Source organism: Atopobacter sp. AH10 (assembly GCF_003664595.1).
Taxonomy (GTDB): domain Bacteria; phylum Bacillota; class Bacilli; order Lactobacillales; family Aerococcaceae; genus Atopobacter.
In genome coordinates this window covers 41091-54745 of record NZ_QXPZ01000003.1, presented here as the reverse complement: position 1 = coordinate 54745, position 13655 = coordinate 41091, and the positions used below count along the sequence as shown (strand labels likewise).

Annotated in this window: 11 protein-coding genes; 1 reads left to right on the top strand and 10 read right to left on the bottom strand. The window is 39.0% G+C overall.

The genetic code is table 11. The annotated features are described in order from the left end of the window. Positions 1-16: 16 nt before the first annotated feature. The 9 genes from D3H64_RS01510 to D3H64_RS01470 all read right to left on the bottom strand — a co-directional run bounded on the left by D3H64_RS01510 (position 17) and on the right by D3H64_RS01470 (position 11571). Positions 17-622 carry a hypothetical protein gene (locus tag D3H64_RS01510; RefSeq protein WP_121564150.1) on the bottom strand — a complete coding sequence of 202 codons (606 nt, stop codon included), beginning with the start codon at positions 620-622 and terminating at the stop codon, positions 17-19. Positions 623-633: 11 nt separating this feature from the next. Further along, positions 634-2325 (bottom strand): ribonuclease J, encoded by a 1692-nt coding sequence (locus D3H64_RS01505; protein WP_121564148.1) that lies wholly within the window; start codon positions 2323-2325, stop codon positions 634-636. Positions 2326-2739: 414 nt separating this feature from the next. Continuing rightward, the gene (gene pnp / locus D3H64_RS01500) at positions 2740-4839 is read right to left on the bottom strand and encodes a polyribonucleotide nucleotidyltransferase (protein WP_121564146.1); all 2100 of its coding nucleotides are present in this window, start codon (positions 4837-4839) and stop codon (positions 2740-2742) included. A gap of 159 nt (positions 4840-4998) precedes the next feature. Next, complete coding sequence (rpsO, locus tag D3H64_RS01495; RefSeq protein WP_121564144.1) at positions 4999-5268, bottom strand: 30S ribosomal protein S15; 270 nt, start codon at positions 5266-5268, stop codon at positions 4999-5001. A 167-nt stretch (positions 5269-5435) separates the two neighbouring features. Then, positions 5436-6158, bottom strand: a complete 723-nt coding sequence (locus D3H64_RS01490) for a rhodanese-like domain-containing protein (RefSeq protein ID WP_158589190.1) — start codon at positions 6156-6158, stop codon at positions 5436-5438. Between the two features lie 13 nt (positions 6159-6171). Then, positions 6172-8166 (bottom strand): excinuclease ABC subunit UvrB, encoded by a 1995-nt coding sequence (gene uvrB / locus D3H64_RS01485; protein WP_121564140.1) that lies wholly within the window; start codon positions 8164-8166, stop codon positions 6172-6174. A gap of 296 nt (positions 8167-8462) precedes the next feature. Next, on the bottom strand, positions 8463-8837 hold the full coding sequence (locus D3H64_RS01480) for a hypothetical protein (protein WP_121564138.1): 375 nt from the start codon (positions 8835-8837) through the stop codon (positions 8463-8465). 30 nt (positions 8838-8867) lie between these two features. Next, entirely contained in the window at positions 8868-9998 is a 1131-nt protein-coding gene (locus D3H64_RS01475; RefSeq protein ID WP_121564136.1) for a sulfurtransferase, read from the bottom strand. 274 nt (positions 9999-10272) lie between these two features. Then, positions 10273-11571 carry an SLC13 family permease gene (locus D3H64_RS01470; RefSeq protein WP_121564134.1) on the bottom strand — a complete coding sequence of 433 codons (1299 nt, stop codon included), beginning with the start codon at positions 11569-11571 and terminating at the stop codon, positions 10273-10275. A gap of 528 nt (positions 11572-12099) precedes the next feature. On the opposite strand from D3H64_RS01470, the gene rpsT reads away from it, so the two are divergent. After that, positions 12100-12354 (top strand): 30S ribosomal protein S20, encoded by a 255-nt coding sequence (rpsT, locus tag D3H64_RS01465; protein WP_121564132.1) that lies wholly within the window; start codon positions 12100-12102, stop codon positions 12352-12354. A 212-nt stretch (positions 12355-12566) separates the two neighbouring features. Here rpsT and holA read toward each other — a convergent pair whose 3' ends face one another. After that, a complete protein-coding gene (gene holA, locus D3H64_RS01460; protein ID WP_121564130.1) occupies positions 12567-13586 on the bottom strand; it encodes a DNA polymerase III subunit delta in 1020 nt (339 codons plus the stop codon). Positions 13587-13655: the final 69 nt, after the last annotated feature.

Below are 13655 nucleotides of genomic sequence, written 5' to 3'. Positions count from 1 at the left end.
AAGGCTTAAACGCCATTTAATCATTTAATAAGTGGGATCGTTCTCTAGCATTAATATGCCCTGTATGACGAGGAATGAGCAAATCAGCCTTTCCTTTAATCACCAATACAAAGATCAAGGAAAAAATTAACCAATTCGCCAAAGCATTAACCATCAGATTTTTCCATGAAAGGACTTCTAATCCAAGCCAAGCCTCTACCATCCCACTCGCTCCAGAAACATATTGACTAATTGCTAAAATTAGGGAAAAAGCCAGGACACTCATCATAGATCCAGTCGTTGTATTTAAAATGGTTGACGTATACTTCCGATTAAAGGCAGTCCGAATCGTATATTTAGAAAAGAATCCAGCTACTGAAGAAGCTGCTAAAGGTAACATCAGCGTCAAAATAGTTAAGCTGAAATCTTGTTCAAAAAATCCTTTCACCAGTCCAATAAAAAGACCTGCTATAGCAGCCGTAAAGCCAGCAACAGCGACTCCTCTTCGTAAGCTATACCATATAATTGGAAGAAGCATCCAAAAGAAAGATAGACTAGGCGAAAATGCCGGCAAGTAGCTTAATCCTATCGTTGCAAGTAGAGTAAAGAAAAACTCCATCAGTAACTCAGTCGCTTTTGCCATACTAATCCCTCCTATTTTTTCGCTTTTTTGTAATTAGATGCGTCCATAACAACTGGAAGGACGACTGGACGACGACTGGTTTCTTGGAAGAGATAACGAGATACTTTTTCTCTAATAGCTTGTTTCAGGTCATTCCAATCAAAATCCTCTTGGTGTTTTTCTAAATAGTTTTCAGCTATTTCACGAGATAAACGTTCACTTTCATCTAAAAGATTGCCTGAAGTTTTCATGAAGATAAAGCCTCGAGAGATAGATCGAGGGCCAGATAAAATTTTTCCTTCTCTTCTTGAAATAGTCATCGCAATCACAAATATCCCATCTTCTGATAAAATGCGTCGATCCTTCAAGACGATATTCCCAATATCTCCTACACCAGCCCCATCTACTAAAACATTACCAACTGGCACTTGCCCAGTAACTTCCATCCTACGATGATTAAAGGCAATGACATCTCCATTCATTGGGACATAAGTATTCTTATAGTTCATACCGACTTCATGAGCCAATTGAGCATGCGCAACCAACTTGCTATACTCTCCCAAAACAGGAATCAAATATTTCGGTTGCAAGAGGTTGATCATTAATTGCAATTGCCCTGGTGTTGCATGGCCAGACGCTTTTGTATTCGATGGTAAGGTGACTACTTCAGCTTCAGAACGATAGATCAAATCTTTTGTTTGAGCTAAAAGCATTTCCATGGAAACATTAGGTGTAGTGGCAAAATAAACCACATCTCCTTCTTTTAATTGAAGGTCCTTATGTTGTCCCTTAGCCATAGCTTGCAGAGAATGTATAGGTTCCCCATTTGCCCCTGTTTCTAAAATAACAAGTTGATCCTCTTTTACTTTAGACATTTGATGTCGTTGGATAATCAAATCCTTGCTTGGAATGGTTAATTTACCCAAACGTATAGCTGTATCAATAATCCGTTCTAACTTTTTGCCTGTTAAATAAATTTTCTTGTTCGTTTCATGCGCCGCATCAAAAACCTGTTGCACCCGTTGAATGTTACTTGCTATACAAGCAACAATCACTCGACCACTTGCATTTAAAAATAAATCGACAATGCTATCCGCAATTTGATATTCACTAGCATTTTCAATTTCAGACTCAGCCTCACGAGAATCACTTAATAAGGCTAAAACCCCTTCTTCTCCTAAGTCTGTCAAGCGTCCAAATTGTGTTTGATAAAGCTTGGAAGCTGATTGATCAAACTTAAAGTCCCCTGTATAAACTATAGAACCTTGATCAGTTCTTAGAGCAATGGCGACAGAATCAGGGATAGAGTGAGTCGTTTTAATAAAACTGACTTCGATGCCATTATCAAAGGCTATTTCTGTGTCAGTATCGATCACATGATAATCATTAAAATGACAATCTACACTAGCTTCTTCCCCATAAATTTTCGCTAATTCAATGGTTAATTCCGTCCCAAAAACAGGTGCTTGAACATGTTCCAAAAGATAAGGCAGGGCCCCTACAGCATCCGCATGCCCGTGAGTGAGGAAAATTCCCTTCACTCGATCACGCCTTTCAATCAAATACGTGAAATCTGGGATAACCACATCAATACCTAGCAACTCATCATCTGGATAAAGCAAGCCACAATCAAATACGAAGATGTCTTCACCACATTCCACTACAAAACAACTTTTACCTGCTTCACGTGTCCCACCTAATGGGATAATTGTTAATTTGTCCATTCAAAAACTCCTTTATTTTATTTCAGAACATCGGGCAATTTCATGCCACTTCTTGTTATTTTTTGATCAACGTGAACAATTCAGTTATTCTATTATATCATAAGATTGGCAAAAATGAAGATCATAGGCTTTATTCGATAAGCTCTATAGGCTTGAAAAAGCACCCTCTAGACAATGGATGAATTAAAGAAACCTTTTTAATCCTGCTTTTTGTTCAAGAAACTAAAGGCTAGGAGCTAACATTCCAAAATTCCTCTAGTCATCTCGCTGCTAGAAATTAGGCAAACTCTAATCTAAAGCTTATAGGGCTACTAGTAAAACACGTCAATAAGAAAACTATTTCACAAGAAATCTCAAAGAAAAACCTCTTAAAGTCGGCCACTTTAAGAGGTTTTAAACAACAATTCCTTACTATTAGAGTAAAACTTTGTGAGATAGGTTGATCCGTCCACGGTTATCAATTTCCACTACTTTAACCTGTATATGGTCACCGATAGACACTTCATCTTCCACTCTTTCGACACGTTTATCTGAAAGCTGAGAAATATGAACTAAGCCATCTTTACCTGGAGCAATTTCTACAAAGGCTCCAAATTTTTCAATGCGTTTCACTTCACCGTCATAAATATCTCCAACTTTAATTTCACGCGTCAAATCTTCAATGATTTCACGAGCCCGTTGAATCATATCGCTATCGCTAGAAGCAATAGAGACATTACCTTCTTGATCGATGTCAATTTTCACACCTGTTTCATCAATAATCTTATTGATGGTTTCTCCACCACGACCAATAACTACCTTGATCTTAGCTGGATCGATCGTCATCATCTCAATCTTAGGTGCATATGGGCTTAATTCAGGACGAGGGCCAGCTAAAGTAGACGTCAATTGATCTAAGATTTGCATCCGAGCTGTTTTCGCTTGAGCAAGAGCTTCTTCTAAGATGTTCTTTGTAATCCCTTGGATCTTAATGTCCATTTGTAAAGCAGTAATGCCATCTTTAGTCCCTGCTACCTTAAAGTCCATATCCCCCAAGTGATCTTCAAGACCTTGAATATCCGTTAAGATGGTGTAATCTTCGTCTTGTTTCACCAAGCCCATAGCAATACCTGCTACTGGAGCTTTAATCGGCACACCAGCATCCATCAAAGCCAAAGTACCTGCACAGATAGACGCTTGTGAAGATGACCCATTTGATTCTAAGACTTCAGAAACCAAACGAATGGTATAAGGGAATTCTTCTACACTAGGAATGACTTGTTTCAAAGCACGCTCACCTAAAGCTCCGTGCCCAATTTCTCGTCGGCCTGGGCTACCAGCTCGGCCTGTAGCCCCCACACAGAATTGTGGGAAGTTATAGTGGTGAATAAAGCGTTTCCCTTCTTCTTGCCCTAACCCATCAATGACTTGGTACTCTCCTAAAGGCGCTAATGTGGCAGACGTTAACGCTTGCGTTTGCCCACGAGTAAATAGACCAGAACCATGAGCCCTTGGCAATAGAGCAACTTCAGATGAAAGAGGACGAATTTCATCGATAGCCCGCCCATCAGGACGTACCTTGTCCTTAGTAATCAATTGGCGAACCACTCGTTTTTCTAAATCCGCCACAATTTCGCCCATTTCTTTTAAGTAAAGGGACGCTTCTTCTGCCTCCATGCTGTCTACTTTTTCCGTTGCTTCTGCTATAATATCTTCCTTCACTTGTTCCATATTAGCTTCACGTTCAAGTTTATCGAAAGTTAAGACAGCTTGACGCATTTTTTCAGCGTATTTTTCATTGACCTCTGCGCTTAATTCTGGATCAATTTGAACCAATTCAACTTCCATCTTTTCCTTGCCAATTTCATCTCGAATTTGAGCTTGGAAGGCATTCAAACGTTTGATCTCTTCATGTCCAAAGAGCAAAGCCCCTAACATGTCATCTTCTGAAACTTGTTGAGCTGAACTTTCTACCATGTTAATAGCATCTTTGGTTCCAGCTACCGTTAATTCAATATCAGAAGCCTCTTGTTGAGCAACTGTAGGGTTAATCACATATTTGCCGTCAACACGACCAACATTCACACCAGCAATTGGCCCATCAAAAGGGATATCTGACACACAAAGTGCTAAACTAGAGCCTAACATAGCTGCCATTTCAGGTGAGCAGTCTGGATCAACAGAAAAGACCATATTAGTCACTTGGACTTCGTTTCGATAGCCATCCGCAAACATTGGGCGAATCGGACGGTCAATTAAGCGAGCTGTCAAAGTAGCGTGTTCGCTAGGACGTCCTTCCCGCTTGATAAAGCCACCTGGAATTTTCCCTGCAGCATACATCCGTTCATTATAGTTAATCGTTAGTGGGAAGAAATCTCCTGTACCTGGTGTTTTAGACCCAACAGCAGCTGATAAAACAACAGTATCCCCATAACGCACTAAAACAGCTCCATTAGCTTGTTTAGCTAATTGGCCAATTTCGACTTGTAGCGGACGTCCGCCCCACTCATATGTATAAACCTTCTTTTCTGACATCTTAATTTCTCCTTTACTAGCCCGCCTACTAAACAAAACACAAGGGAGGAGACTCCATCTTCTCTTCTGTTTTATTTAGTAGAGTCCAGGCCACATTTTTTCTTATACAACAAAAGCGAGCCACATCCCAAATGTCGCTCGCTTGAATCTCTTAATCGATTAACGACGTAACCCAAGACGTTTCACGAGTTCGCGATAACGTTGTACATCATTATTACGCAAGTAGGCTAACAAGTTCCGGCGATGACCGATCTTCTTCATCAAGCCACGGTAAGAATGGAAATCTTTCTTATGTTGCTTAATGTGATCGTTCAAAGCGTTAATGTCAGCTGTTAATACAGCAACTTGCACTTCTGGAGAACCAGTATCTCCTTCATGAGTTGCGTATTCCTTGATGATTTCGTTTTTGCGTTCTTTTGAAATTGCCATCAATGGCCACCTACCTTTCTTTTTAGTCACCACATCCACAGTCTAACGTTGGTGAATCGATTAGCCGTGAATAGGTCGTACCTTGCGTATTGTACTAAACTTTATAAGTAATGGCAAGACTTTAGAGAGAAATTCTTTTCATCTTTTAAACAAAGGAAGGACAGCCTTTATAAAGGGTAATAATCATACTCTGTCGTTCCAAGAAGGGCAAGATTGACATGCTTGTAACCTGCTTCTATTAGTTTTTGAGCTAGAGCTTGCCCCCCGCCTCCCTTAGCGCTCAAGATATAGATAGGGTGTTCTTTTCCTTTTAGCCATTTCTTTTCTAATGGCTTTTTAGCCAAATCATTTATTCCAGCTGCATTCGATAGGACTTTTTTCACTTCATTTTTCTTTCTTCCATCTAAAATTATTGCCTCTTTCTCTTTTAAACCATCTATAAATTCATCCATTAACAAAACTTGATAATAGACTAATTTTTGAGGATAGGCAGTAATCGCTTCTACTGGTCTAGCCTTAAACCCCTCTTTTAACAGTATTTCACAAGCTTCTTTTCCCTCTACATCACTAGAACCATAGAGCCAAATTTCCCTATCTACATTACGCAGTCTATCTATTTGCTCTTTTAATTGGCTTAGAGGGCATGAAACAGCCATAGGAATGTGCCCTTCTTGGTAATCTCCTTCAGAACGCACATCTAAAAGGAGAATTTTAGAAAAGTCTTTCTTTTTTTGCCATTTAAGCAAATTTTCCCCTTTTACTAGCCCTCTAGCCTTTAAAGTGTAAATAAAATTTTCCCTCTTTGGCTTAGCAAATACGGTCTTTGGACTAAGCATAAAACTCATTACACTCATGCCGATGCAAAAAGTTATAATGGCTCGTATTACCATCTTTTTCATCCCCTTAAATATGGTAAGTTGACCGTAATTCTAAAATAATATCCCGAATATGGGCAGCTTCTTCAAAGTCCAGTTGTTTGGCTGCTTGACGCATATCTAATTCCAGCAGATTAATCCCCTCTCTGCGTTGACTTGGCGTCATTTGTTTATATTGTTCAGCAAGAGAGAGATTATTATCTTCCTTCTTATCCTTGTCCTTCGCTTTAGAAGAAATCGTAATCAAATCTCTAATTTCCTTGACAATAGTCTTCGGCGTAATCCCACGTTCCTTATTATAAGCCATTTGTATCTCTCTACGACGTTTCGTTTCTTTTATCGCATATGCCATAGAATCGGTGATCTTATCAGCATACATAATCACCTTACCCTTAGCATTACGAGCAGCGCGTCCTATCGTTTGAACTAAAGAACGTTCACTACGCAAAAAGCCTTCTTTATCTGCGTCTAAAATAACGACCAGAGAAACTTCAGGGACATCCAAACCCTCTCTTAACAAGTTAATCCCCACAAGGACATCAAATTCCCCTAAGCGCAAATCCCTAATGATTTCTGTTCTTTCCAAGGTTTTAATGTCACTATGCAAGTATTTCACCTTGATACCTGCTTCTTGTAAGTAATCTGTTAGATCTTCAGACATTTTTTTGGTTAAGGTGGTGACAAATACTCTTTCATTCTTTTCAGTTCGTTGATTAATCTCACTAATTAAATCATCAATTTGCCCCTTAATTGGTCTTACTTCTATTTCCGGATCGAGTAAACCTGTCGGCCTTATAATTTGTTCCACATAACCATTCGTTCGCCCTAATTCATATGGACCTGGAGTGGCTGATATATAAAGAATTTGTGGTACCCTTTCTTCAAATTCCTCTAAACGTAAAGGCCTATTATCCAGTGCGCTAGGCAATCGAAAACCATACTTCACTAGTTGTTCCTTTCTCGCCTTATCTCCATTGTACATACCTCGAATTTGGGACATAGTAATATGTGATTCATCAATAACAAACAAAGAATCTTTCGGGAAAAAGTCCAACAAGGTATAAGGAGGTTCCCCCTCTTTTCTGCCATCCATGTGCCTCGAATAATTTTCGATCCCATTGCAATAACCCATTTCTAGGAGCATTTCAATATCATAGTTGGTTCTTTGTTCCAAACGTTGCGCTTCTAGGAGCTTGCCATTTTCCCTCAAATAGGTCAATTGTTGGTCTAATTCTAAACGAATCGTTTGTACAGCCCTTTCGATAGCCTCTTCATTGGCTACAAAGTGGGTAGCTGGATAAATCGCTGCAAAAGTCACCTGATCCTTGACTTCCCCTGTTAAAACATCCACTTCACAAATCCGATCAATCTCATCTCCAAAAAATTCTAAACGCAAACATGACGCATCATGAGAAGCTAGGAAAATTTCAACAACATCGCCTCGAACCCGAAAAGTCCCCCTCCTAAAATCAATATCATTACGAGAATATTGCATTTCGACTAAATGCATGAGGAGTTCTTCTCTTGTCATCTCTTGTCCCTCTCGCACAGCCAAGACATGGTTCTTATATTCCATCGGGTCAACTAAACCATAGATACAAGAAACTGAAGCCACCACGATAACATCTCGCCTTTCTAACAAGGCTGAAGTCGCACTATGGCGTAACTTATCAATCTCATCATTAACAGCTGCATCTTTTTCTATATAGGTATCTGAACTTGGCACATAAGCTTCTGGTTGATAGTAGTCATAATAAGATACAAAGTACTCTACAGCATTGTTCGGGAAAAACTCTTTTAACTCGCCATATAATTGTCCTGCTAAAGTTTTGTTGTGGGCTAAGACAAGGGTCGGCTTATTGACTGCCTGGATGACGTTTGCCACAGTAAATGTTTTACCTGTCCCAGTTGCTCCTAGAAGGGTTTGTTCTTTGACGCCCTTCTGAATATTTTGACTTAAAGTTTCAATCGCTTGGGGTTGATCCCCTTGCGGTAAATACTTGGAAACGAGTTCAAAATCCATCCCATCATCCCCCTTCTTTTCTTCCCTAGATTACCACAAAGCAGGTCAAATATCGAAGAAAAGCTATTCTTTTATACCAAGCAGACCAGAATAAATAAACAAGTCTCCTAACAGCTTATCAAAGTCTTGGAATTATCACTTTCACTTATTTTATAAAGTAAGACAAATGAGACTGGGGCAAAAGTCAAAAAACGAGGAAAGTGCGTCAATCAAGTTTTTCAAACCTTGATATGACGCACTTTCTTATTTGGACTTGCTTAATTATTGGTCATTTGTCCTTGCAGCAAAAGATCCTTTTAATGTCTCCCCTTTAAGAGAGCAAGGCAACTTTGAAAAAAGTTGAGGCAAACTAAAAGGCCTAAATAGAGATAATATGTTTTCACTTGGTCAAAAGACATTAGAAAGAGCCATACTAGATAAAGCAAAGTCGTCAAGAGCAACAATAAACTCTCTTTATTTCGCTTACGAAAGAATAAGCCTATAGCTAAAAGAGAAAAGGTCAAGGCCAAAAAGGAGCAATAAGGGCCAGCTTTTAATTCAAGCTGATGAGATAGATACAAGACGGATCTCATAAAATTTAAATGGTTGGCATAAAAGTCTTCCACTTGGAAAGCTAGAAAAATAATGCCTATTTCCCCCAGTCGGCAGAACCATATGCATACTTTCCTCACTCTTTTTCTCCTCTCCTTCTTTTGGCATCTTTACTTAGCTTCTGATAATTCCTTTAAAAGTTCTTTTGAAACTCCCTTTTGAATCGGGTATTTATCAGGATTTTTTTGATGGTGAAGATCCCAATCATACCATCCTCCATCTTGAACTAGGACATGGTCAAAGCCTTTTTGTTTGGCAATAAAGAAGACAGAGCAGTTCCGCCAACCCGTTCCACAATAGAAAGCTGTAGTTTTGTCAGCTGTAATCCCCCATTTTTCCCAATCTTTAAAGACTGGCGTAGGATCTTTTAGCGAACCATCTTCATTAGTGAAATAGTTCAAATCATAGGCTGTAGTAGAAGCTTCTGCATAAACAGCTCCTTTAATTTCACCAGCATTCTTAATATAGTTATAACCAGAAGTTTTACCCGTATATTCCTTCCAACTTCTTACCGAAGCTACAAGGAGATCTTTATTCTCTTCTTTAGCCTTTAATAAAGCATCCGAATCGCCAATATAGACATCTTTCCGTCCAGGCACTTCAGCTCCAAAGTCATCTACTTTATGCACTCTAGCAACTTTCTTCGTCAATTTTTCTCCAGCTGTCGTCCAGGCTTTTTTCCCACCATCTAAAATTTTAACCTGATCCACACCTAAATAATAAGCGGCAAAAGCTATACGGGAAGCCGCATTGACATCCTCTGCATAGACCACTAATGGAGTAGATTTTTTAACTCCCTTATTCAAAAAGGCTTTGACTAGCTTAGAAGCTTCAAAAAGATTCCAGTCAGATTCCTCGCTCTCTACCTCCATCGTATCTATACGTATAGCGCCTGGAATATGCCCCTTTTTGAAGGCCTTGTCCCCATAACCTGCTTCCAAAACAACAGTTGAAGGATCTTTTTTCAATTGCTCTTTTAACCAAGAGACATTGACAAAGAAATCAGTGTCTTCTATCTTATCTCCCACAAGATGTGTTACTTCCTTACTTGGTGCTTTGGGAGCCCATTTAGCCAATTCCCCTTCTTTAGCGAGGTCTTTTTCATCATTCACCCCTGCTTTATTCTCACTTTTTTGCTCTACTTTACTCTTGGCCTCTACTTGTGAACTCCCAGCTACATAAGAGGATAAAAGTAATAAACTGCTGGCTAAAGCTATACGTTTAGTCCATTTGTTTAACATCAAACCACTCCTTTTGGTATAAGAGGGATTTATAAGGACGTTAACGGCATCAATCAGTCATCTTCGCACGATACAAATCTCTTCTTTGTGTATTTTTTACCAAACTGTATTATAAACAAAAGACATTTAAAAATCGAGTCAGATCACTTTTCACAAATGTATTTAGCGCTCCAAAAAATAGCTTAAATGACTAAAAAAGCCCCCAAAGTTGAATCCTTTAATCCAACTTTTGGAGGCAGAATAAATTTATTTTTAGCTGAAATTAGCAGTTATTTTAGAATTTGACTACACCTAAAAGCGTAGCAATAATCAAAGATACAATACTTGCTGGCCATAAAATACGCAAGCTATATTTAATATGTTTGCCGATAGTCGAATCCGCTAACCCTAACCCAACGTATACTGCTGCTACACTTGGGCTTACAAAAGTTCCGTATGTCCCAGTTAATAAGAAAGCAGAAGCTACATCAAGTGGGGTAATTCCAAATGGTTTCACCACACCGATAATAATTGGAAGCAAAGCAAAGTAAAAGGCATCTGTCCCCAATACCATTAAAAGCGGTACACAGAAAAGAGCCATGAACCAGTGCATATGTGGCGTAATAAAACTTGGCAAGATAGCAACAAGGGTCTTAGCCATTTCTTTCACCATACCAGATTCAGAAATAATCCCCATGAACACACCTACAGCAAATAAGGTCATCGTCATGTTGATGGCTGCTGGAGCAAAAGATTTTAATTTCTTACTTTGTTCTTTCACTGATCTATAGTTAACCGTTAAAGCAAGAGAGAAAGCTACCATGAAAACAAAGTGCATTGGCAAAATATCAATCAATAAAAGAGCTAACATGCCAATGGTCAAGAAAAGATTGAAGAAATAAAGGGACTTATTAACTTTCAGCCCTTCTTCTTTCGTTGAGGAAGAGTCATGTTTAAAGCCCCCTTCAGGAACTTTAGCCCCGTTCATCACTTCTAAACGGCTGATGAAGTAAGAAATACCCAAAGCCATCAGCAACATAAAACCAAAAGATGGCAAGATGTGTAAAAATAATTTCATCGGTTCGATCTTGGCCACAGAAGCTGCACGCAAAGTAGGCCCTGCCCATGGTTCAACGTTCATTGTGGCCATCATTGCTGCCATGACGCCCAAGAGCGCTTCAGGACGAACGTTCATCTTACGCATAATAGGAATAAAAGCTGGCACAGTGATCAAATAAGTTGCTGCACCAGACCCGTCCAAGTGAGCGACAAAAGTAACAATGGACACTGCCATAAAGATTAGGGTTAGAGATTTCCCTAAATGAGCTAGAAGCCAATCGATGATCGGTTCAAATAAGCCTTGCTCGGACATCAAAGTGAAGTAGGAAATAGAAAAAATGAATAAAACAGAAGTTCCTAACATGGTGTTAAGACCACTATTGACAAAATCTCCTATTTCGCTAACACCAAAACCAGCAACAAAAGCTGCTAAGAGCGGTAATAGCACAAAGGCTACTGACGGCGCTAGCCATTCTTTGATCAAGACAACCATCATTGAAATGATCAGCACAAAACCAATAATTGATAAGTACATATGTTTCCTCCTTTAGCTTTCGCTAAAAATTGTTCCATTTATCACAAGCGTTTGGACAATGATTTGCAAGCTCTTACATTGCCACAAGCACCTGTATCCATAATAAAAGATAAGCAAAGTTCATTTCAAGCTAGGCCGTGTTCAAAAGCTGTCTTTTTCCTAAGCTATCCCCTTTTACCCTTTGGATCTAGTTCCTACTCTTCCTCCTATTGCTACTGGATAAAATCTTCACTTGTGAGCCAATAGTGAATCGCTCATCTTCCTCCTTTGTGACCCAATAGCAAAGCTCTCATCTTCCTCCTATCGCTACTAGATCAAATACTTATTATTTATTGATCACTTTCTTATAGCTTTAGCTTTTCCTTTTATGCATCATCCACAAGTCTTTGCAAGCTTTAGCTAGATTTTTTTCTAAAGAATGCTAGGAAGACTTGATTTTTATGTCAATAATCGATAGAATGGTTTACGTTCGAATTGTATTGCATAAATACGCTGAATTAATGAACTAGCGAAAGTGAGGTGCTGAAAATGCCAAATATCAACTCTGCTATCAAACGAGTAAAGACATCTGAAAAAGCTAACTCAGCTAACAGTGCAAAGAAATCTGCTATGCGCCGTTCTATCAGACGTTTCGAAGAAGCTATTGCATCTGGTGATGACAATGCTAAAGAATTGTACCAAGTAGCTCAAAAAGCAATCGACAGCGCAGCTTCTAAAGGTTTGATCCACAGCAACAAAGCTGCCCGTGACAAGAGCCGTTTAGCTGCTAAATTGTCTAAATAACAGCTTAAGCCATCTGCTTTAGATGGCCTTTTTCTTTTTTATAAACTACTGATTACAATAGACTCCTCTTAATGTAGAACATTTAGAATTTCTACATTAAGAGGAGTCTATTTTTTAATCCATATCTAGCGGCATTACACTCGTTCAAAAAAGAGTCTCTATACGCTCTAGCCTATTTAAAAAAGCAAACTTTTCTAGGAATCTGCCCTAGCTTAATGACAAAGGTCAATGATAAGCCATTCCACAAGTGAAGATGCTGCTCTTTGTCCGGTTTTAGCTAGGTAATTACTTTGGAGTAGGCGGAGGAAAATCTCCTCTAATCGTTCTAATTGAAAACGATCAACCGCTCGATAGGCCAATTTAATCCTATATTCATGAACGGATAGGCGACCAACAATATCATATTCCCTCAAACCTGCTTGTTTCATATATTTTACTTTAAGGAATAGACTATATTGGCTCAATAATAAAGCTAATATAGCGATCGGATCTTCATTTTGACTCATCAAATTTTGATAGATTTCCATGGCTCTATGTGAATCTTTTATATTAAGGGCATCAATCAAATCAAAAATAACCGTTTCTTTAGAAAGCGGTACTAAGTCTTCAATCAATTCCTTTGTTAAAGGCAAGCCTGCTTGATAAGCTAAAGTCAACTTATCCAATTCTTTCATCAACAAATCTAATTCTGGGCCTACCCGGTAAATGATTTTTTCGTATAAATTAGCTGTTAGAGGCAAATTCCTCTCCTTAGCTTCTCGTAAAACAAATTGTTCTCTATCCCGATTAGATAAGGGGGAACAATCCACTACAGCGACCTGCTTCATCAATATTTTCGTCAATTTCTTCCGATTATCCAGCTTAGCATAGGGTGCGGCTAAAACAAAGATCGTGCTAGGCGATGGATCCTTAAGATAATCCATTAAAGCTTCTGGATGATGATCTGGCCCGTTTTTAAGTAATTTGGAGGTTAAAAAATAGGCATCCGTCACCAACACTATTTTTCTGTCCCCAAAGAAAGGCATACTATTCGCTTCTTGAACAGCTGTTTGAATACTTACTTCTTTACAGTCCATGACAGCGACATTTAATGCCGCATCCTCTTCATCCATCAGCTCTTCTTTAAAAGCTTTTAGCAAAAGATCCATCAGATAGCTTTCCTCCCCTAACAGGAGATAGACCGGTAGTAATTTATCGCCAGCAATTTGTTGGCGGGCTTCTTGATATTTCATTTGATTCCTCCTACTTCTCACCTCACTTATTGTATCGAATTTTTAGCTTAAGGGCTAGACAGGATGCCT

Bases quoted from the DNA above. Each gene is read 5' to 3' on its own strand.
- D3H64_RS01475 (WP_121564136.1), bottom strand. From the start codon at position 9,998: ATGTTAAACAAATGGACTAAACGTATAGCTTTAGCCAGCAGTTTATTA.
- holA (WP_121564130.1), bottom strand. From the start codon at position 13,586: ATGAAATATCAAGAAGCCCGCCAACAAATTGCTGGCGATAAATTACTA.
- rpsT (WP_121564132.1), top strand. From the start codon at position 12,100: ATGCCAAATATCAACTCTGCTATCAAACGAGTAAAGACATCTGAAAAA.
- uvrB (WP_121564140.1), bottom strand. From the start codon at position 8,166: ATGGATTTTGAACTCGTTTCCAAGTATTTACCGCAAGGGGATCAACCC.
- D3H64_RS01505 (WP_121564148.1), bottom strand. From the start codon at position 2,325: ATGGACAAATTAACAATTATCCCATTAGGTGGGACACGTGAAGCAGGT.
- D3H64_RS01470 (WP_121564134.1), bottom strand. From the start codon at position 11,571: ATGTACTTATCAATTATTGGTTTTGTGCTGATCATTTCAATGATGGTT.
- D3H64_RS01510 (WP_121564150.1), bottom strand. From the start codon at position 622: ATGGCAAAAGCGACTGAGTTACTGATGGAGTTTTTCTTTACTCTACTT.
- pnp (WP_121564146.1), bottom strand. From the start codon at position 4,839: ATGTCAGAAAAGAAGGTTTATACATATGAGTGGGGCGGACGTCCGCTA.
- rpsO (WP_121564144.1), bottom strand. From the start codon at position 5,268: ATGGCAATTTCAAAAGAACGCAAAAACGAAATCATCAAGGAATACGCA.
- D3H64_RS01490 (WP_158589190.1), bottom strand. From the start codon at position 6,158: ATGGTAATACGAGCCATTATAACTTTTTGCATCGGCATGAGTGTAATG.